Below are 19,192 nucleotides of genomic sequence, written 5' to 3'. Positions count from 1 at the left end.
CCGCGAGTGTTTCAGTACTTTGGCGACTGACTGGTCGTCTTCAGTCTGTGACCTGCCGGTGTCCACTGTGCGGTACCTGTGAGTTCCCTGATTCTCATTCTTCGCTCAGTGAAGCCTCAGGACCGCCCCAGACGACGCCCCGATCGTCGGGGTCATGAACGAAACGAACGCGGGAGGCGTCCGGCGCCGGTCGGTCGAGATCGTGGTGCCGGTCTACAACGAGGCCCATGTCCTCGCCGACAGCATCGGCCGTCTCCACGCATACCTCGAAGAGTCCTTCCCGTTCCCGTTCCGCATCACGATCGCGGACAACGCGAGCACCGACGCCACCTGGACCGTGGCGACCGGCCTGACCCTGCGCCTGCCGCACGTCCACGCGCGGCGCCTTGAGCAGAAGGGCCGGGGCCGCGCCCTGAAGCACGTGTGGAGCCGGTCCACGGCCGATGTCGTCGCCTACATGGACGTCGATCTGTCGACCGGGCTCGAAGGCTTCCTGCCGCTGGTCGCGCCCCTGCTCTCCGGGCACAGCGACCTCGCCGTCGGCAGCCGGCTGCACCGGCAGTCGGCCGTCGTACGCGGCCCGAAGCGGGAGTTCATCTCGCGCTCCTACAACCTGCTGCTCAAGGCCGGGCTCGGGGCCCTCCCCCACTCTCGGCTTCGCTCGAGCGGGGGGACCCCCACCTCGGACGCGCAGTGCGGCTTCAAGGCCGTGCGCACCGAGGTGTTCCGCGCCCTCGCCCCGCACATCGAGGACACCGCCTGGTTCTTCGACACCGAACTGCTCGTGCTCGCCCAGCGCAACACGCTGCGCGTCCACGAGGTCCCGGTCGACTGGGTCGACGACCCCGACAGCCGGGTCGACATCGTCCGCACCGCCGTCGACGACCTCTTGGGCATGGCCCGCATGTTCCGGGCCACTGTCACCGGCCGCACCCGCGTCCACGCCGTACCCCGCCGCACCACCGTCCCCCAGAACGTCACGGCCCTGCCCACCGCGGCAGCCACCGCCGTCGAGCCCATGGAGTACGCGTCATGACGACCCTCACCCCGCCGCCCGCCCCGGTCCAGGAAGGCCGGGACCGGGCCGCCACCCCGCCGGTCTCCCGGGCCAGAGGGCTGTTCCTGGGCGCCCCCGAGGACCCGCGCTGGGCCCGCCCGGCCCTCTGGGCGATCCTGCTCCTGGCGACCGCCCTGTACGCCTGGAACCTCTCCTCGATCACCGGCAACACCTTCTACGACGCGGCGGTCTACTCCGGCACCAAGAGCTGGAAGGCGTTCTTCTTCGGTGCCCTGGACTCCGGCAGCTTCATCACCGTCGACAAACCCCCGTTCGCCCTGTGGGTGATGGGCCTGTCCGCCCGCGCCTTCGGCTACGGCACCTGGCAGTTGATGCTGCCGATGGTCGCGGTGGGGGTCGGCTCGGTCGGCCTGCTGTACCGCCTGGTCAAGCGGGACTTCGGAGTCGTGGCGGGCACGATCGCCGCGCTGGTGCTGACGCTCACCCCGATCACCGTCGCCATCAACCGGGACACCAACCCGGACCCGATCCTGGTCTTCCTGATGCTGCTCGGCGCGGCCGCCCTGCTGAAGGCCGTGCGCACGGGCAGGTTGATGCCGCTGGTCTGGTCGGCGGTCGCGATCGGCTTCGCGTTCAACACCAAGATGATGCAGGCGTACGTCGTGCTGCCCGCGTTCTTCCTGGTCTATCTGTGGGCCACGAACCTGTCGCTGGGCAGGCGCGTCCGCAACCTCGCCGTCGGCACGGTCGCCCTCGTCGTGAGCAGCGCCTGGTGGATGGTGATCGTCGACCTGATCCCCGCCTCCTCGCGGCCGTACATCGGCGGCTCCACCGACAACACGGTCTGGGACCTGGTCATCGGCTACAACGGCTTCGGCCGGATCTTCGGGGCGAGCTCCTCGGTGGGCTCGGCGGGCAACGGCGCCAGCTTCGGCGGCAGTTCGGGTCTGTACCGGATGTTCAACGACATCATGGGCGGCCAGATCTCCTGGCTGATCCCGTTCGCCGCGATCGCCCTCGTCGGCGGCCTGGTCCTGCGCGGCCGGGCACCGCGCACCGACGCCAGGCGCGCGGCGCTGATGCTCTGGGGCGGCTGGTTCGTCCTGCACTTCCTGACCTTCTCCCTCGCCGAGGGCACCTTCCACCCCTACTACGTCACCGCCATGGCGCCGGGGATCGCCGCCCTGGCCGGCGCGGGCGGGGTCATGCTCTACAAGGCCTTCCGGGAAGGCTCCGCCGCCATGGGGGTCCCCCCGCGCGAGCGCATTCGAGCGTGGGGGAGGGGCTGGGTGCTCCCGGCCGCCGTCGCGGTCAGTGCGGTGTGGGCGGTCGTCCTGCTCCAGCGGGTCTCGGGCTCCGGCACGGTGTACACCGTCGCCGAGGTGGCGGCCGGACTGGGCGGTGCGCTCGCGGTGACCGGGCTACTGGTCGGGCGGTTCATGAAGCGGCAGAAGCTGATCGGCTTCGCGGCGTTGGCGGCGATCGTCGCCCTGCTGGCCGGACCGGCCGCCTACTCCGTCTCGGCGGCCACGACCGCGAGCACCAACGGCACCAACCCGACGGCCGGACCCAGCACCGGCGGTGGCATGGGCGGGATGGGCGGCGGCGGTGGCCAGCGCCCCAGCGGCAGCGCCCCGAGCGGGAGCAAGAGCGGCACCGCCCCGAGCGGCACCGGAAGCTCCGGCGGGCAGTCCATGGGACAGCCGCCGACCGGGACGGGAAGCACCGGCACCGAGTCCAGCTCCAGCTCCAGCAGCGAGTCGCAGTCCGGCCGTACCGCCGGAGGCATGGGCGGCGGCCAGGTCAGCTCGGCGATGATCACGTACCTGAAGAAGCACCAGGACGGCGCCACCTGGCTGGTGGCGGTGGCCACCGACCAGACGGCCTCCTCGATCATCCTGGAGTCCGGTCAGCCCGTCATCTCCATGGGCGGCTGGTCCGGCAGCGACAACGCGATGACCCTCGCCAAGCTCAAGAGCCTGGTGAAGTCCGGCAAGCTGCACTACATCGTGGTCAGCAGCGACGGCGGCCAGGGCACCAACACCGAGATCGCGACCTGGGTGAAGAAGCACGGCACGGCCGTGAGCGCCTACAGCGGCCTGTACCGCCTGGACGCCTCCGACGTGAGCTGATCCCCACCCCGACAGAGAAGGCGGGCCGCCAGGCGCGGCCCGCCTTCTCGTGTCGTGTCCGGGGTCAGGCGGCGACCGGCAGCCCCGGCGTCCGCAGCACGGCCCGGTCCGTGTCCACCACGAACACCTCGCAGCCCGGACGGCTCGCCGCCCACGCGGCACCGTCCGTGCCCATCGCGAAGGCGGCCGTCGCCGCGGAGTCGGCCTCCGTCAGCGTCGGGGCGACCACGGTGACGCTGAGCAGACCGGTGGCCGGACGGCCCGTGCGGCCGTCGACGATGTGGTCGCCGCGCTCGTAGCGCCCGGAGGTGGCCACCGCCCCGTCCGTGATCTCCAGCACCAGGCACAGCTGATCGGCGTGCTCGGGGTGGCGCACCCCCACCCGCCAGGGCCCGCCGGCCGCGACCACGTCTCCCCCGGCGTTCAGGCAGAACCGCTTCGCCCCGGCCGCCGACAGCAGCTCCGCCGCCCGCTGCACCGACCAGCCCTTGACCACCGCGCACGGGTCGAGACCCCGCCCCGGCAGCCGTACGTCGAACGCGCCGCCGGTCGCCAGCCGGTACTCCTCGCACAGCGCGAGCACCTCGGCGAGGTCCGGGCTCACCTCGGCCGCGGAGAGTTCGCCCCGGTCCAGCCGGGAGACCTCGCTGTCCGCCCGGAAGGGGCTGAACCGCGCGTCGACCTCCCGCAGCCAGGCGAAGACGGCGTCCGCGGCCGCCGCGAAGTCCCCCTCGTCGTCCACCCGCAGCGAGACCGGGAAGCCCATGACGTGTTCGACTCGGTGCATGGTCAGCCCTTCGCGTCGATCGCGGCCTGGAGGGACTCCTTGTAGCCGTCGCTGGTGATCGTCGCACCGGAGACGCTGTCGATGTCCGCGCTCTGCGCCTTCAGCGTCTCCGAGATCAGCACCGGCACCGCGGCCGTCGTCTGCGGATGATTCGGCTGCTGCAGCATCTTCACCGCGGTGATCTTGTCGCCGTCGAAGGCCACCTGGACCTGCACCGGCCCCTTCTCGGTGTCGACCGTCGAACCGGCGACCACCTTCGAGGCGGAGGCGGACGATGCGGAGGCGGACGGCGAGGGCGACGCGGAGGACGACGCGGTGTTGTCGTCGATCGCTGCCTGCAGGGACTTCTTGTACGCGTCGCTGGTGATCGTCGCGCCCGAGACCGTGTCGATGTCCGCGCTCTGCGCCTTCAGCGTCTCCGAGATCAGCACCGGCACCGCGGCCGTCGTCTGCGGATGGTTCGGCTGCTGCAGCATCTTCACGGCGGTGATCTTGTCGCCGTCGAAGGCCACCTGGACCTGCACCGGCCCCTTCTCGGTGTCGATGGTCGTGCCCTTGACGACCGTGCCGGACGTGGCGGCGGAGGAGGCCGAGGGAGTCGGCTCGGCGGTGGAGGTGGTCGTACCGCCGATGGACGGCTCGTAGCGCCAGACGGGGATGAGGCCCGCGATGCTCAGGGCGACGACAGGTATGGCTCGCTTCACGGTGTCTCTCTCATCCCGCCAGGCTGAAACGCTCGAAGTGGATCTGCGGCTTGGGCACGCCCAGGTCTCCCAGGCTGCGCAGCACCGCGTTCATCATCGGGGGCGGCCCGCAGAGGAAGACGTCCCGGTCGGCGATGTCCGGCACCAGCCGGCTCAGCTCGCCCGGGGCCAGCCGGTCGGGGACGGGCGGGCCGGTGACCAGGTGGAGTTCGGCGCCCTTGGCGACGGCGAGGTCGCGCAGCTCGTCGTAGAGGACGGCGTCCCGATCGGCGGCGACGCGGTAGATGACGATCGCGTGGCCTTCGAGGTCCTCCAGGAGGGCGCGGATCGGGGTGACACCGACCCCGCCCGCGATGAGCAGGGCCTCGGGCTTCTGCCGGTGCAGGGTGGTGAAGGCGCCGTAGGGGCCCTCGGCGAAGACCCGGGTGCCGGCCTTCAGGTGCCGCAGGCCGGCGCTGCCGTCACCGGCCGCCTTGGCGGTCAGGCGCAGGGTGCGGCCGTCGGGGGCGGCGGAGAGGGAGAACGGGTTCGCCTGCCACCAGCGGTCCTTGGTCAGGAACCGCCACAGGAAGAACTGGCCGGCCTGTGCGCCGAGCCGGTCAAGGTCGCGGCCGGTGACGTACACCGAGACCACGTTGTCCGACTCCGGGACGACGGCGGAGACCCGGAACTGGTGGCGGTAGTTGCGCCACAGCGGCAGCACCAGACGGCCGAGGGCCACCGAGCCGAGCGCGACAGCCCACACCGCGTACCAGTACGCCGTCGCGGCGGACGACGACGTGAAGGTCGTACCGACCGCGACCTGGTGGCTGAAGGCGAGCACCACGGCCACGTACGTGTACAGGTGGATGAAGTGCCAGGTCTCGTAGGCGAGCCGGCGGCGGGCGTAGCGGGCCGAGACGGCGCCGACCACGAGGATGACGCCGAGCGCGACCACGGCCCGGAGCACGCCTTCCGTGGTCTCCGCGAGGTCGACGATCTCGGTGACCGGGCCGACGCCCGCGCCGTCGGCGTAGCCGAAGCTGATGAAGACGGCGTGCGCGAGCAGCGTCCACAGCAGGGCGAAGCCGGTCCAGCGGTGCCAGGAGGTCAGCCGGTCCATGCCGATCCGGCGGTCCAGCCAGGGCAGCCGGGCCACCAGCACCAGCTGGAAGGCCATGACGAGGGCGCCGTACAGGCCGAAGAGGCGGCCGATGACGATCAGCGCGTTGGAGGCGAAACCGGCCTGGGCGAAGAAGTAGGCGACCACGGCCGCGTTCACAGCGAGCACGGCGTACAGGCCCGTGCGGGCCACCACCCTGGGGCGTATCGCCGTGGGGGGCGCAGAGGGTGATTGGACGGTCGTCACGGGTCGGCAGCTCCTTGATCGGGTCCTGGGAGTCGAGCTTCACCCGCGACTGCTGTCGTTTTCCTGTCGGTGTGCTTTCAACTGGTTATCGATGTGTTCTCTGTGTGGGCACGGGTCTGGCGTCCACGGCCGGGGGGCGCAATATGAGCGGGTGGAAAAAGTACGACTCCTCGTCGTGGACGACGACCCGCCGATCGCCGACCTGGTCGCGACGGTCGCGCGGTACGAGGGCTGGGACGCGGTCACCGCGTATTCGGGTGAGGACGCGCTGGCCCGGGCGGCCGACTTCCGGCCGGACATCGTCGTACTCGACCTGATGCTGCCGGACCTGGACGGCTTCGGGGTGCTCGACCGGCTGCGGCACTCCGGGACGATGGTGCCGGTGGTGTTCCTCACGGCCCGCGACGGGGTCGCCGACCGGGTCGCGGGGCTGACCCGGGGCGGGGACGACTACCTGGTCAAGCCGTTCGCCGTGGAGGAGCTGATGGCCCGGCTGCGGACCGTGCTGCGGCGCAGCGCCGGCCCCGGCTTCCAGCGCTCGGTGCTCCGGGTCGCCGATCTGACGATGGACGAGGACACCCGCGAGGTCCGCCGCGCCGACCGGATGCTCTCCCTGACCCCCACCGAGTTCGAGGTGCTGCGCTATCTGATGCGCAAGTCGCCGACCGTGCTGACCAAGGCGCAGATCCTCGACCATGTGTGGGAGTACGGCTTCGGCGGCCGCTCCAACGTCGTCGAGCTGGTGGTCAGCCGGCTGCGCCGCAAGATGGACGAGACCGGCGGGGAGCCGTTGATCCACACCGTGCGCGGCTTCGGGTACGTCATTCGGCAGCAGGCCGCGGAGTGATCGGCCGGCTGCTGCGCTCGTACCGGAGCATGCGCCTGGGCACCCGCCTCGCGCTGGGACTGGGGGCGCTGGCCCTGGTGGTGTTCGCGGTCGTCGGCACGGCCCTGACCACCTACATGCGGGACTATCTCTCGGCCCAGCTCGACGACCAGCTCGGGCTCGCCCAGACCGCCCAGTCGAAGAGCATCGAGCAGAACGGCACCCTCCAGGGCAAGAAGTACTACCGCTGGTACTACGCCGTGTACGACGTCTCGCACGGCACCCCGGTGCTGCGCAAGCCCGAGGAGAGCAGTGACCTGCCCGCGGACATCGGCGACCTCACCTCGGTGGCGAAGGCCCAGGTCGCCGCGGGCACCGAGGTGCTGCGCACCAAGGACCTGACCGGGGAGGGCCAGTACCGGCTGCGCGGGTGCGAGGTCGAGCCCGGGGTGGTGCTGGTCAGCGGGGCGCCGATGGACAGCATCGACGACACGCTACGACAGCTGGTCACGGTCCAGGTGGTGGCCTTCGGGCTGGCCCTGCTGGCGCTGGTGGTGTTCGGCCGCCGCCTGCTGCGCAACGGCCTGGAGCCGCTGAGCGACATGGCGCACACCGCGCACGGCATCGCCTCGCACAACCTGACCGAGTCGGCGGCCCGGCTGCCGCTGCGCGCGGCCAAGCAGGGCGGCGGCCCCGAGGTCGAGGAACTGCGCACCGCGTTCAACACGATGCTGGAACACATCGACCACTCCCTCGCCGTCCGCGCCGAGGCCGAGCAGCGGCTGCGCCGGTTCGTCGCGGACGCCTCGCACGAGCTGCGCACCCCGCTGATGTCGGTACGCGGCTACGCCGACCTCTTCCAGTACGCGGCCGCCAACCGCCCCGAGGAACGCGACAAGCACCTGGCCCGGCTGCGCGCCGAGGCGGCCCGGATGGGCGTCCTCCTCGACGACCTGCTGCTGCTCGCCCGCCTGGACGCGGCCGAGGTGGAGGCCCCGCTGCGGCTGGAGGACACCGACCTGACCGAGCTGGTGCGGGAGGCCGCCGACGCCTTCCGCGCGGCCCACACCGGCCACCCCCTGACGGTGACGACCGGCCCGGACCCGGTCCCGCTCCGCCTCGACCCGGTCCGCATCCGCCAGGTCCTGGACAACCTCCTCACCAACGCGGCGGTGCACACGCCCACGGGCACACCGGTCTCCGTCACCGTCACCGTCACGCCCGAGTCGGCCTCCGTGAGCGTCGCCGACCGGGGCCCCGGCATCCCGCCCGCCGACCGGTCCCAGGTCTTCGACCGCTTCTACCGCGTCGACAAGGCCCGCAGCCGCGACCGCGGCGGCAGCGGCCTCGGCCTCTCGGTGGCACGGGCACTGGTGCAGGCGCACGGCGGCACCATCGCGCTGACCGACGGCCCGGAGGGCACGACCGTGTTCACCCTGACGCTGCGCCGGCTCAACGGCCGGTGAGCGCGGGCGCGAGCCCACACGTCCCGACCGGCGCGGGGTCGTCGAACGCCGTGATACGGCGGCCCGGGCACCGATCGGGGTCAGCACCCGCACGCCTTGTGCCCGGTGCCGATCGTCCTCGGCGCGTGGGGCGGTGTCCGACGAGAGCCCTGCGGCAAAGAGGTCAGGCCACCCCCATACCCGCCTCGCCCTGCTCCGGTTCGAGCGGGCCCTGCCGGGGGTGCGGGCGGGCCGCCAGGACCGCGACGTCGTCCTCGGCGTGGCGGGCGTCGAGGCGGGTGAGGATGGATTCCAGGAGGGCGTCGACCCCGACGGCCGGGCTGAAGTGGAGGGCGGCCAGGCGGTGCAGGGAGCGGTCGATGTCCTCGCCACGGTGTTCGACGAGGCCGTCGGTGAAGAGGATCAGGGCCTCGTCGGGTTCGATCCGGTGGGTGGCCGACTCGTAGCCGCCGAAGCCGGTGCCCAGGGGCGGGCCCACGGGGACCGGCAGGAGGGAGGTCCGGCCGGCCCGGGTGATCAGCGCGGGCGGGAGGTGTCCGGCGCTGGCCAGGGTGACCTGGCTGCGGCTCGGGTCGACGCGCACCAGCAGGCACGTAGCGGGTCTGCGGTCCGCCTCGGTGGCGGCGATGTCGTCCAGCTGGCGCAGCACCCGGTGCGGAGGCAGCTCGGAGGAGGCGATGTAGCGGAGGGAGGAGCGGTAGGCGTTCATGTCGACGGCGGCCTCGAGGCCGTGGCCCATCACATCGCCGACGACGAGCAGGGTGCGCCCGAAGTGCAGCCGTACGGTCTCGCACCAGTCGCCGCCGACCAGCACCCGCCCGCCGGCCGGGAGGTAGCGGATCGCCACGTCCAGGTTCGGGTGCGGGCGGCCCGGCTCGGACAGCAGGGCGCGCTGCAGGTCGCCCGCGGTGCGGTTGACCTGCTCGTACTCCCGGGCGTGCCGGATGTGGGAGGCGGCGCGTTCGGCGAGGAGGGCCAGCAGCTCGGCCTCCGCGCGGGCGAAGTCGATGCCCGCACGGGCGCACACCAGGACGCCGTACTGCTCGGACCCGCTCGTCAGAGGCACGCACAGGGCCGGACGGGTGCGGCCGGCGACCGGGCGGGACAGCCAGGGGTCCGCCCAGCGGTCGGCCGTCGGGTTCCCCGCGTCCCGGGCCACCGCCGTCGCCCAGCGGGCGTCGGGCAGCAGGTCGGGGGCGCCGGTGATCGACTCGTAGCCGGAGACGGCATCCCCGACCCGCCGCATCACGGCCGCGCCACCGCCGACGATCCGCACCACCGCCCGGGTCAGTTCCGTGCAGGTCGTGGGCTCGTCGAGCGTCGTGCCGATTCCCGCCGCCACCGTCCGCAGCAACCGGAGCGATCGGCCCGGGCCGTCGGCGGACGCGGGTCCCCTACGGGACCGGAACCATCGCGCGACACCCGACACCCTCACAGAATCTCAAACGGCACCGGGCCGGGCGCACCCACCACGCGCGCCCGGCCCGGCTCCCCTTGCCGCTTCCGCTGTCAGCTCCCGTCCTCGGTCAGCCGCAGCGAGATCGAGTTGATGCAGTACCGCTGGTCGGTCGGGGTGGCGTACCCCTCGCCCTCGAAGACGTGGCCGAGGTGCGAGCCGCAGCGGGCGCAGCGCACCTCGGTGCGGACCATGCCGTGGGTGCGGTCCTCGATCAGTTCGACGGCGTCGGTGTCCTTCGGGTCGTAGAAGGACGGCCAACCGCAGTGCGACTCGAACTTCGTGGTGGAGGTGAACAGTTCGGCGCCACAGGCGCGACAGGAGTAGACACCCTTGGTCTTGGTGTCGGTGTACTCACCGGTGAAGGCCGGCTCGGTCGCCGCCTGACGCAGCACGGCGTACTCGGCCGGGGTCAGCTCCGCCCGCCACTGCTCGTCCGGCTTCTCTACGTCGTACGACATGACTCTCAGCCCCTCACTTCGCCAGGCGTTCCAGGATCCTCGGGCCCAGGTCGGTCACGTCGCCCGCGCCCATGGTGAGAACCAGATCGCCCGGCTTGGACATTCCCGCGATCACGGCGGGCACCTCGTCCTTGTCGTGCACGGCGGTGACGTCGGCGCCCGCGGCCCGCGCCGCCTCGATGATCAGCTCGCTGGTGATCCCGGGGATCGGGTCCTCGCGGGCCGGGTAGATGTCGAGGACGACCGAGGCGTCCGCGAGGGCCAGCGCGTCGCCCATCTCCTTGCCCAGCTCCTGGGTGCGGGAGAACAGGTGCGGCTGGAAGACGACGAGGATGCGGCTGTCACCGGCGGCGCCGCGCATCGCCTCCAGGTCGGCGGTCATCTCGGTCGGGTGGTGGGCGTAGGAGTCGATCACCTGGACGCCGGCCGCCTCGCCCTTGAGCTGGAGGCGCCGCTTCACACCGGTGTACGCGGCCAGGGCGGGTGCGAGGTCCGCGGCCGGGACCCCGAGGGCCACGCCCGCGGCCAGCGCGGCGACGGCGTTGTGCGCGTAGTGGCGGCCGGGGACGGAGACCGCGAAGGTCAGCTCGGCCCCGTCCAGCAGGACGGTGACCTCGCTCTTCAGGCCCTGCGGTACGACGGACAGCACCCGTACGTCGGCGTCCTCCGCCTCTCCGTACGTCACCGTCCGCACCTTGCCGGCCAGCCGCCGGGTCAGCTCGCGCGCGCCCTCGTGGTCGGCGTTGACCACCAGCGTGCCGCCGGGCACGATCCGGCCGGCGAAGGTCTCGAAGGACTCGTAGATCTCGTCCATCGAGGCGTAGTTGGCGTGGTGGTCCAGCTCCACGTTGAGGACGATCGCGACCTCGGGCGCGTACTTGTGGAAGCTGTGGTCCGACTCGTCCGCCTCGGCGACGAAGATCTCGCCCTCGCCGTGCAGGGCGTTGGAGCCGGGGGCGTCCAGGTCGCCGCCGATGGCGTACGACGGCTCACGGCCCAGCGCGGTCAGCGACACGGCCAGCATCGAGGTGGTCGTGGTCTTGCCGTGGGTGCCCGCGACCGCGATCGGCCGCAGGCCGTCCATCAGGGCGGCCAGCGCGTCCGAGCGGTGCACCACCGGGATGCCCAGCTCGGCCGCGCGCGCCAGCTCGGGGTTGTCCTCCCGGATCGCCGACGACACGACGACACAGCTGGCGTCGTCGGCCAGGTGCCCCGCCGCGTGCCCGATGTGCACGGTGGCACCCAGCGCCCGCAGCGCCTCGGCCGTGGCCGACTCCTTGGCATCACTCCCCGCCACCGCGGCACCGCGCTGAGCGAGGATCTTCGCGATCCCCGACATCCCGGCGCCGCCGATCCCGACGAAGTGCGGTCGCTCCATGGCGGAAGGAAGGCCGGGTGCCATGTGTTTCTCCCCAGAGACGGTGACGTGCGAAAGCGTGCTCAGCCTATGCGCTCGGACACCGGGCACCTCGCAAGGGGCGCGAGTATCAGCGCCCCGAAAGGGGCGCGGGGCTGTGTTGATATGCGGCTACCGCCGCGTGGGCGCGACAAGCCACGACGAAGCCGCGCCCACCGACGCACCGCACCCCCACGGCGCCTACGCCTTGCTGTGCGAGAACAACTTCAGCACCGGCACCCCCACCTTGTGCCGCGCCCGGGACGCCCAGTCCCGGTGGAAGAACTCCTCCACATAGTGCGGATCGGTCAGCACGATCACCTCGTCCGCGCCCACCTCTTCCACCAGCTTCCGCAGCGCGTCCAGCGGGTGGTCCTCGACCATCCGCCCCTCCGCCGTGCTCCCGGCCGCCCGCAGGGCCGTCAGGGACACGTCCAGCGCCTGCTCGGCCGGGCCCTTCGCCGCGTCCCCCTCCGGGGTCTCCCGCTCGCGCGCGGCCTCGTCGAGTTCGCCGAGTGCGATGTCGTCGATGGCCCGCAGCAGACGGTCCGCCTGGTCGCCGCGCGGCTGGAGGAGCACGTGGAAGACGACCGGCTCGTCCCCGTGCAAGGTGGTGACGAACTCCACGTCGGCGGACGTCAGGGCCTTCTCGATCATCAGAACGCTTGTGAACACCAGGCGCCTCTTCTCCTTGGAGGACCGCTTCGGCCCTCTGTCCTCCGTGGGGCCCAGCACCCCTGCGGAAACCATCCTGCCCCGTGATCGCACGGGTACTGCCGGATTTAGTGTGCCCGCCGGAAGCTAAGCGGAACGGTAGATTCCGCTGATGTCAGGACCGGCGGTAACGACCGAACAGGAATCCGGCCTCCTCCAGCAGGGACACTAGTTCGAAGCGCTGGGGTACCGCGACACCAGGGCCCCCGGCGATGCGCTGCGCGGCCCCCGCCGTGAGCATCGGCGAGACCGTCAGGCACAGCTCGTCGAGGACGCCGGCGGCGATGAACTGCCCGAGCAGCCGGGGGCCGCCCTCGGTGAGCAGCCGGGTGTGGCCGAGGCCGGCGAGGGCGCGTACCGCGCGGTCGGGGTCGACGCCGACGCCGTCACCTGCGGTCACCACCCGGGCGCCGGCCTTCTCGGCGGCGGCGACCCGGTCGGGGGCGGCCGCCGCGCCGGTCAGGACCAGCGTGGGCACCAGGGGCGAGGTGAACAGCGGCAGCGAGAAGTCGAGGTCCAGGCTCGCGCTGACGACGGCGACCGCGGCGACCGCCGCCTGCCCTGCCGCGGCCCGGGCGCCCGCGAACTCCGCCCGCTCGCGTACCGGTCGGTACTCCTCCTGCCGTACCGTTTCCGCACCGACGACGACGACATCGGCGAGCCCGCGCAGGGTGCCGAAGATCCGCATGTCGGCCGCGCCGGAGATGGGCTGCGAACGTCCGTCGTGCTGACCCGCCCCGTCCAGCGTGGACACCATGTTGGCCCGCAGCCACGGCTCCCGCCCGACGGACTGCGGGTAGGCATAGGCGAGAGCCAGCTCGGCGAGACTCCACTCCCGGTCACCGCCCGCCCCCTCACCCGGACCACCGGAGCCGCCCGCCCGGCCACCGCCGGGCCGCCCGTCCCCCGAAGCCGCCCGCCCGTCGGCACTCCCACCGGAGCCCCTCACACCCCCGGGCCGCTCCCCCGCACCGCCGGCGGCTCCGGCTCCGGGGGCCGTCCCCTCGCCCGAATCGCCGGAGGCCTCGGCCCGGGCTGCTGTTTGTTCGGTCACAGGGAACAGGCGTCGCATGTCGTGCAGTGTGGCACGGCAACTAGCATGGGTAACCGTGTCGTCTTCTCCCGCCGCATCCGAGGTCAGTCCCATAGCCGACGCGGGCCCGCTGTCGCTGTGCGCCCGTTCGCCGCACGTCCCCGCGGACCGGCTGGTCGCCGAGATGGTGCCGCCGCCACGCTTCGACTCGGTGCGCTTCGCCACCTACCTCCCGGACCCGAACCAGCCGAGCCAGACCGAGGCCGTGGGGGTTCTCGAAGGCTTCGCGGCAGGTCTCGGCGGGGCGCACGCGGTGGCCGGCGGCGCGAAGCGCGGCTTCTTCGGCTTCGGGAAGGCCAAGGCGGCGAAGACGCCCGCCGGCCCCCGCGGGGTCTACCTCGACGGCGGGTACGGCGTCGGCAAGACCCATCTGCTCGCCTCCCTCTGGCACGCCACCCCGGCCGAGCCCGCGCTGAAGGCGTTCGGCACCTTCGTGGAGCTGACCAACCTGGTCGGCGCCCTCGGCTTCCAGCAGACCGTGCAGACCCTCTCCGGCCACCGGCTGCTGTGCATCGACGAGTTCGAGCTGGACGACCCAGGCGACACGGTCCTGGTGTCGAGCCTGCTCGCGCGGCTGGTCGAGGCCGGGGTCGCGCTCGCCGCCACCTCCAACACCCTGCCGGGCAAGCTCGGCGAGGGCCGGTTCGCGGCCGTCGACTTCCTGCGCGAGATCCAGGGCCTGTCCGCCCACTTCCGCACCCTGCGGATCGACGGCGAGGACTACCGCCACCGCGGCCTGCCCGAGGCACCGGCGCCGCACTCCGACGAACAGGTGACCAAGGCGGCCTACGCCACCCCGGGCGCCTCGCTCGACGACTTCCCGCACCTCCTGGACCACCTGGCCAAGGTGCACCCCAGCCGCTACGGCGCGCTGGCCGACGGCCTGACGGCGGTCTGCCTCACCGACGTGCAGCCGGTGCCGGACCAGTCGACCGCGCTGCGGCTGGTGGTCCTCGCGGACCGGCTCTACGACCGTGAGGTGCCGGTGCTGGCCTCCGGGCTGCCCTTCGACAGGCTGTTCAGCGAGGAGATGCTGAACGGCGGCTACCGCAAGAAGTACTTCCGCGCGATCTCCCGGCTCACCGCGCTGGCCCGGGACGCCAAGGGGCTCGTGGACGCCGCGTAGCCGGCTGATATTCGATCAGGCTCGCCAGGTCAAGAGCCCGATCGAGCCACCCCAGCGGCATTTTTCACGCTCTCTTCGGCTCGCAACACCGATTTAACCCTGCAAACAACTTTGCAGGGTTAACGTGTTTCTTGACCAGTCATTGACCTGTGCTTGGTGCACACAAGAGGCGTGAACTGCCGCGAGGGGGGCTCATGTTCCGAGGTACGACGGCCCGGACCGTGTTCTCGCTCCTGGCCGCCGCCCTGCTCGCCGTCCAGTTCTTCGCGCCCGCCGCAACCTTCGCAGCCGCGCACACCCTCAGTCATGCCGAGGCCAAGGCTCAGCCCGGACCGAAGTCCTTGGCGAAGGCCGTACGGGACGGCTCGCACACCCTCCGCGACCACGGCCTCTGCGGGGAGCCCCCCAGCCCCCCGCCGACCGCGGACCGCCATCGCGCCTCCACCGCCGGCTGGGCCGACGACCGTCAGCTCACCGCCCGGCCCACCGAGGCGATACACGCCTCGACGCCTCCCCCGGCCGGGCACCACCGCACGACAAGAGCCTCCAGAGCCCACTCACCGGCCGCGCTCCAGGTCTTCCGCTGCTGACGGGCGGGTTCCGCCCCGGCTCTTCACCCCCCCCACACCCGTCGTGCAAGCCCGACGCGCCGCTGTGGCGCGCCAGGAGGAGTCCACACACCATGCAGCCCCTCATCGACAACGCCCGTACGTTCGGACAGCGCCCTGAGGAGTTCGCCAGACTCGCCGAAGGCCAGTCCCCGCAGGTGCTCTTCATCACCTGCTCCGATTCCCGGGTCGTCCCGGCCCTGATCACCGGCGCCCGCCCGGGCGAGCTCTTCGAGCTGCGCACCGCGGGCAACATCGTCCCGCCGTACGCCTCGGAACACCCCACCAGCGAGGCGGCCACCATCGAGTACGCCGTGGAGGTGCTCGGCGTCCGCGACATCGTCGTCTGCGGACACTCGCACTGCGGCGCCGTCGGCGCGCTGGTGCGCGGCGACGACCTGACCGCCGTACCCGCCGTACGGGACTGGCTGGCCAGCGCCGAACCCCGCCCGAGCGGGGCGGCACAGGACCCGGCCGTGGCCGAGGGCGTGCAGAACCATGTGCTCGCCCAGCTGCTGCGGCTGCGCTCGTACCCCTTCATCGACAGGAAGCTGGCGGCGGGCGGACTGACCCTGCGCGGCTGGTACTACGAGGTCCACACCGGTGCCGTGCGCGAACACCGCGCCGGGACCGACTCCTTCGAGGCCCTGTGAGCGCCACGATGACCAAGTTCCCTTACATACGTCAGGACTTCGCCGCCTCTCTCGTCGTCTTCCTGGTCGCGCTCCCGCTGTGCGTGGGCGTGGCCGTCGCCTCCGGTGTCCCGGCCGAACTGGGCCTGGTCACCGGCATCGTGGGCGGTCTCGTCACCGGGCTGCTGCGCGGCAGCAGCCTTCAGGTGTCGGGGCCGGCCGCCGGCCTGACCGTGCTCGTCTTCGAGGCGGTGCGGGAGTTCGGGCTGCCGGTGCTCGGAGTGATCGTGCTCGTCACCGGCCTCCTCCAGATCACCATGGGCGCCCTGAAGCTGGGGCGGTACTTCCGGGCCATCTCGGTCTCGGTCGTCGAGGGCATGCTGGCCGGAATCGGTCTGGTCCTGATCGCCGGCCAGCTGTACCCGGCGCTCGCCGCCAAGGCCCCGGAGTCCGGCCCCGGCAAGATCGCCGGGCTGCCGGGGGCGTTCCTGGACGCCCTCGGGGACGGGAAGGCCCTGGCCTCCCTCGCCCTCGGCGCGGGCACCGTCGCGGTGCTGGTGCTGTGGAAGTACGTCCCGGCGAGGGTGCGTACGGTCCCCGGACCGCTGGCCGCCGTCGGTCTCGCCACCCTGGCCGCGCTCTTCCTGAGCCTGCCGGTCGCCACCGTCGAGGTGCACGGGCTGCTGGGCTCCGTCCAGCCGCCGCCGCTGAGCGCCTTCGGCGAACTGGCGAGCCTCGGGGTGATCGGCACGATCGTCGCGTTCACGCTGATCGCGTCCGCCGAGTCGCTGTTCAGCGCGGCGGCCGTGGACCGGCTGCACAGCGGTCCGCGCACCAGGTACAACCAGGAGCTGATCGCCCAGGGCGCGGGCAACGCGCTGTGCGGAGTGCTCGGCGCGCTGCCGATGACCGCGGTGATCGTGCGCAGCGCGGCCAATGTGCAGGCGGGCGCCCGGACGAAGGCGTCCCGGGTGCTGCACGGCGTCTGGCTGCTGCTGTTCGCGGCCCTGCTGCCGGGAGTGCTGGGCTACATACCGATCCCGGCGCTCGCCGGAATCCTGGTCTACTCGGGCGCCAAGCTGATCCCGGTGCGCGCGCTGGCCGCGCTGTGGCGGGAGCACCGGGGTGAGGCGCTGATCCTGGTCGTCACGGCGGTGTCGATCGTCGCGGTGAGCATGTTCGAGGGGGTGCTCATCGGGCTCGCCCTGTCGATCGTCAAGACCGCCTGGGAGGCCTCGCACCTCAAACTGGAGGTCGTCGACAAGGGCGCGGGCCCGATCGACGCCTACCTCTCGGGCAACGCGACCTTCCTGCGGCTGCCCAAGATCCTCGACAGTCTGGAGTCGCTGCCCCAGGACCGCCCGATCCGGGTGGACCTGTCGGGGCTGCACCACCTCGACCACGCCTGCCGGACCGCCCTGGAGAGCTGGGCCGAGCGGCACAGCGACGCCGGCACCGAACCGGTGAAGGTCACGGCAGCCGAGGCCACGGCCGCCGACGCCACGACCACCGGGGTCGCGGCGACCTGAGACACGGCCGCCTGAACCGGCGGCCGCATCCGGGCCGGGATGCCGACGCCCCTCGGCATCCCGGCCCGGACCTGCTTCCCGGAGACCGTGGCCCCGACCCTCCCACCGGGCATATCGTTGCAGCATCAGATAAATCGGACCTCTTTACCTGGAGGTCGTGATGGTTCAGGAGCTGCTGGTCGCGGTGGTGGCGGCGCTGAGCGCCGGCGCGCTGTACGTGGCCGCCGGGGCACGGGTCATCAAGCAGTACGAACAGGGTGTGCTGTTCCGGCTCGGCCGGCTCACCGGTGACGTCCGGACGCCCGGCTTCAACCTGGTGATCCCGTTCGTGGACCGGCTCTACAAGGTCAACCTGCAGATCGTGACGCTGCCGGTCCCCGCCCAGGAGGGCATCACCCGCGACAACGTCACGGTGCGCGTGGACGCGGTCGTCTACTTCCGGGTGGTCGACGCGGTGAGCGCGCTGGTCAAGGTCGAGGACTACAAGTTCGCCGTCTCCCAGATGGCCCAGACCTCGCTGCGGTCCATCATCGGCAAGAGCGACCTGGACGATCTGCTCTCCAACCGCGAGAAGCTCAACCAGGGCCTGGAGCTGATGATCGACAGCCCGGCCGTGGGCTGGGGGGTGCAGGTGGACCGTGTCGAGATCAAGGACGTGTCGCTGCCGGACACGATGAAGCGCTCGATGGCCCGCCAGGCCGAGGCCGACCGGGAGCGCCGGGCCCGGATCATCAACGCCGACGCCGAACTCCAGGCCTCGAAGAAACTGGCCGAGGCGGCCCAGCAGATGGCGGCCACCCCGTCGGCCCTGCAACTGCGGCTGCTGCAGACGATCGTGGCGGTGGCGGCCGAGAAGAACTCCACCCTGGTCCTGCCCTTCCCGGTGGAACTGCTGCGCTTCCTGGAGCGCGCCCAGCAGCCGGCGCCGAACGGCGACACCCCGGCGGAGATCACCGAGAGCACGGTGAAACAAGGCCCGCCGCCCGGGTGACCCGGCGCCGCGCCACCCCAGAAAATCGGACATTCCACCCTACGTTCATACGGTGATCCGACTAGCACGCCGTCTTACCGGTACGACCGCCGTCTGCGTCGCCCTGGGCGCCGCACTCGCCGCCTGCGGCACCGCCCAGGCGCCGCACGCCGGACCTCCCGCCCCCGCGAAGCCCGCCCCCGCCGCCAAGCCGCCCACGCTCGCGGCGGGCCCGGGCGGTACGGCCCCCGTCTTCATGAACGGCCCGCGGACCCTGGGCAAGACCGTCGCCCTCACCTTCGACGCCGACATGACCGCCGACCAGGGGCCCCGCGCGGCAGCGGGCGAGCACTTCGACAACCCCGCGCTGATCGCGACCCTGCGCCGCCTGAAGGTGCCGGCCACGGTCTTCATGACCGGCCGCTGGGCCGACCAGTACCCGGCCCAGGCCCGCTCCCTCGGCCGCGACCCGCAGTTCGAGGTCGCCAACCACTCCTACAGCCACTACGCCTTCACCAACGACTGCTACGGCCTGCCGACCGTATCCGCCGCGAACATGAAGTCGGACGTGGAGCGCGCCTACGCCGCCCTGCTCCGGGCCGGGGTGCCGCACCCGATGCCGTACTTCCGCTTCCCCGGCGGCTGTTACGACAACCAGGCACTCCGCGCGGTCGGCGCCCTCGGGGTCACCGCGGTGCAGTGGGACGTGGTCAGCGGCGACGCCTTCGCCACGGACGCCGACGCGGTGGCCAAGCAGGTCCTGGACGGCGTGAAGCCCGGCTCCGTGGTCGTCATGCACTGCACCCGCAGCGCCGCCCCCACCACCGAACAGGTGGTCCGCACCGTCGTACCGGAACTCCGCGAACGCGGCTTCCGCTTCGTGAAGGTGTCCGAGCTGATCGGGGAGACACCGGGTCACCGGTGAC

Annotated in this window: 18 protein-coding genes; 10 read left to right on the top strand and 8 right to left on the bottom strand. The window is 72.0% G+C overall.

Features of this window, described 5'->3' with window-relative positions; translation table 11 throughout:
* Positions 1–154 precede the first annotated feature (154 nt).
* Positions 155–1,036, top strand: coding sequence for a glycosyltransferase (locus tag ACFZDK_RS39010; RefSeq protein WP_390979699.1), 882 nt, complete (start codon positions 155–157; stop codon positions 1,034–1,036).
* A complete protein-coding gene (locus ACFZDK_RS39005) occupies positions 1,033–3,150 on the top strand; it encodes a glycosyltransferase family 39 protein (protein WP_390979697.1) in 2,118 nt (705 codons plus the stop codon). The genes ACFZDK_RS39010 and ACFZDK_RS39005 overlap by 4 nt, the downstream gene beginning before the upstream one ends.
* Positions 3,151–3,214: 64 nt before the next feature.
* Here the strand turns inward: ACFZDK_RS39005 and ACFZDK_RS39000 are convergent, their stop codons facing one another.
* From ACFZDK_RS39000 to ACFZDK_RS38990, 3 genes are read right to left on the bottom strand one after another with little or no spacing between them, the layout of a single operon-like run.
* Positions 3,215–3,937, bottom strand: a complete 723-nt coding sequence (locus ACFZDK_RS39000; RefSeq protein ID WP_390979695.1) for an FAD:protein FMN transferase — start codon at positions 3,935–3,937, stop codon at positions 3,215–3,217.
* Between the two features lie 2 nt (positions 3,938–3,939).
* The gene (locus tag ACFZDK_RS38995) at positions 3,940–4,641 is read right to left on the bottom strand and encodes an FMN-binding protein (RefSeq protein WP_390979693.1); all 702 of its coding nucleotides are present in this window, start codon (positions 4,639–4,641) and stop codon (positions 3,940–3,942) included.
* 10 nt (positions 4,642–4,651) lie between these two features.
* Positions 4,652–5,989 carry a ferric reductase-like transmembrane domain-containing protein gene (locus ACFZDK_RS38990; RefSeq protein WP_390979691.1) on the bottom strand — a complete coding sequence of 446 codons (1,338 nt, stop codon included), beginning with the start codon at positions 5,987–5,989 and terminating at the stop codon, positions 4,652–4,654.
* 151 nt (positions 5,990–6,140) lie between these two features.
* Between ACFZDK_RS38990 and ACFZDK_RS38985 the strand changes: the two genes are divergently transcribed.
* Together ACFZDK_RS38985 and ACFZDK_RS38980 are read left to right on the top strand one after the other, a co-directional pair.
* Positions 6,141–6,836, top strand: coding sequence for a response regulator (locus ACFZDK_RS38985; RefSeq protein ID WP_390979689.1), 696 nt, complete (start codon positions 6,141–6,143; stop codon positions 6,834–6,836).
* Complete coding sequence (locus tag ACFZDK_RS38980) at positions 6,833–8,281, top strand: ATP-binding protein (protein ID WP_390979687.1); 1,449 nt, start codon at positions 6,833–6,835, stop codon at positions 8,279–8,281. The genes ACFZDK_RS38985 and ACFZDK_RS38980 overlap by 4 nt, the downstream gene beginning before the upstream one ends.
* A 163-nt stretch (positions 8,282–8,444) precedes the next feature.
* Here the strand turns inward: ACFZDK_RS38980 and ACFZDK_RS38975 are convergent, their stop codons facing one another.
* From ACFZDK_RS38975 to ACFZDK_RS38955, 5 genes are all read right to left on the bottom strand, one after another.
* The gene (locus ACFZDK_RS38975) at positions 8,445–9,623 is read right to left on the bottom strand and encodes a SpoIIE family protein phosphatase (RefSeq protein ID WP_390979685.1); all 1,179 of its coding nucleotides are present in this window, start codon (positions 9,621–9,623) and stop codon (positions 8,445–8,447) included.
* 167 nt (positions 9,624–9,790) lie between these two features.
* Positions 9,791–10,198: a peptide-methionine (R)-S-oxide reductase MsrB gene (msrB, locus tag ACFZDK_RS38970; RefSeq protein WP_390979683.1), complete on the bottom strand. Its 408-nt coding sequence runs from the start codon at positions 10,196–10,198 to the stop codon at positions 9,791–9,793.
* A gap of 13 nt (positions 10,199–10,211) precedes the next feature.
* The gene (gene murC / locus ACFZDK_RS38965; RefSeq protein WP_390979681.1) at positions 10,212–11,600 is read right to left on the bottom strand and encodes a UDP-N-acetylmuramate--L-alanine ligase; all 1,389 of its coding nucleotides are present in this window, start codon (positions 11,598–11,600) and stop codon (positions 10,212–10,214) included.
* Between the two features lie 195 nt (positions 11,601–11,795).
* On the bottom strand, positions 11,796–12,269 hold the full coding sequence (locus tag ACFZDK_RS38960; protein ID WP_390979679.1) for an indole-3-glycerol phosphate synthase: 474 nt from the start codon (positions 12,267–12,269) through the stop codon (positions 11,796–11,798).
* Positions 12,270–12,423: 154 nt separating this feature from the next.
* Entirely contained in the window at positions 12,424–13,380 is a 957-nt protein-coding gene (locus ACFZDK_RS38955; RefSeq protein WP_390979677.1) for a dihydrofolate reductase family protein, read from the bottom strand.
* Positions 13,381–13,417: 37 nt separating this feature from the next.
* Between ACFZDK_RS38955 and zapE the strand changes: the two genes are divergently transcribed.
* The 6 genes from zapE (at position 13,418) to ACFZDK_RS38925 (ending at position 19,191) form a co-directional block, all read left to right on the top strand.
* Entirely contained in the window at positions 13,418–14,527 is a 1,110-nt protein-coding gene (gene zapE, locus ACFZDK_RS38950; RefSeq protein ID WP_390979675.1) for a cell division protein ZapE, read from the top strand.
* A gap of 194 nt (positions 14,528–14,721) precedes the next feature.
* A complete protein-coding gene (locus tag ACFZDK_RS38945; protein WP_390979673.1) occupies positions 14,722–15,117 on the top strand; it encodes a hypothetical protein in 396 nt (131 codons plus the stop codon).
* Between the two features lie 92 nt (positions 15,118–15,209).
* Complete coding sequence (locus ACFZDK_RS38940) at positions 15,210–15,788, top strand: carbonic anhydrase (protein WP_390979671.1); 579 nt, start codon at positions 15,210–15,212, stop codon at positions 15,786–15,788.
* An 8-nt stretch (positions 15,789–15,796) separates the two neighbouring features.
* Positions 15,797–17,296 (top strand): SulP family inorganic anion transporter, encoded by a 1,500-nt coding sequence (locus tag ACFZDK_RS38935; protein ID WP_390979669.1) that lies wholly within the window; start codon positions 15,797–15,799, stop codon positions 17,294–17,296.
* A gap of 160 nt (positions 17,297–17,456) precedes the next feature.
* Positions 17,457–18,287, top strand: coding sequence for an SPFH domain-containing protein (locus tag ACFZDK_RS38930; protein WP_390979667.1), 831 nt, complete (start codon positions 17,457–17,459; stop codon positions 18,285–18,287).
* A gap of 52 nt (positions 18,288–18,339) precedes the next feature.
* Positions 18,340–19,191, top strand: a complete 852-nt coding sequence (locus tag ACFZDK_RS38925; RefSeq protein WP_390979665.1) for a polysaccharide deacetylase family protein — start codon at positions 18,340–18,342, stop codon at positions 19,189–19,191.
* Position 19,192: the final 1 nt, after the last annotated feature.

It is taken from the genome of Streptomyces sp. NPDC007901 (genome assembly GCF_042959465.1).
Taxonomy (GTDB): Bacteria; Actinomycetota; Actinomycetes; order Streptomycetales; family Streptomycetaceae; genus Streptomyces.
This window is presented reverse-complemented; position numbering and strand designations above follow the sequence as displayed.

Excerpts from the sequence above, each read along its gene's own strand:
- ACFZDK_RS39010 (WP_390979699.1), top strand. The coding sequence starts at position 155 with ATGAACGAAACGAACGCGGGAGGCGTCCGGCGCCGGTCGGTCGAGATC.
- ACFZDK_RS39005 (WP_390979697.1), top strand. The coding sequence starts at position 1,033 with ATGACGACCCTCACCCCGCCGCCCGCCCCGGTCCAGGAAGGCCGGGAC.
- ACFZDK_RS39000 (WP_390979695.1), bottom strand. The coding sequence starts at position 3,937 with ATGCACCGAGTCGAACACGTCATGGGCTTCCCGGTCTCGCTGCGGGTG.
- msrB (WP_390979683.1), bottom strand. The coding sequence starts at position 10,198 with ATGTCGTACGACGTAGAGAAGCCGGACGAGCAGTGGCGGGCGGAGCTG.
- murC (WP_390979681.1), bottom strand. The coding sequence starts at position 11,600 with ATGGCACCCGGCCTTCCTTCCGCCATGGAGCGACCGCACTTCGTCGGG.
- ACFZDK_RS38955 (WP_390979677.1), bottom strand. The coding sequence starts at position 13,380 with ATGCGACGCCTGTTCCCTGTGACCGAACAAACAGCAGCCCGGGCCGAG.
- ACFZDK_RS38945 (WP_390979673.1), top strand. The coding sequence starts at position 14,722 with ATGTTCCGAGGTACGACGGCCCGGACCGTGTTCTCGCTCCTGGCCGCC.
- ACFZDK_RS38940 (WP_390979671.1), top strand. The coding sequence starts at position 15,210 with ATGCAGCCCCTCATCGACAACGCCCGTACGTTCGGACAGCGCCCTGAG.
- ACFZDK_RS38935 (WP_390979669.1), top strand. The coding sequence starts at position 15,797 with ATGACCAAGTTCCCTTACATACGTCAGGACTTCGCCGCCTCTCTCGTC.
- ACFZDK_RS38930 (WP_390979667.1), top strand. The coding sequence starts at position 17,457 with ATGGTTCAGGAGCTGCTGGTCGCGGTGGTGGCGGCGCTGAGCGCCGGC.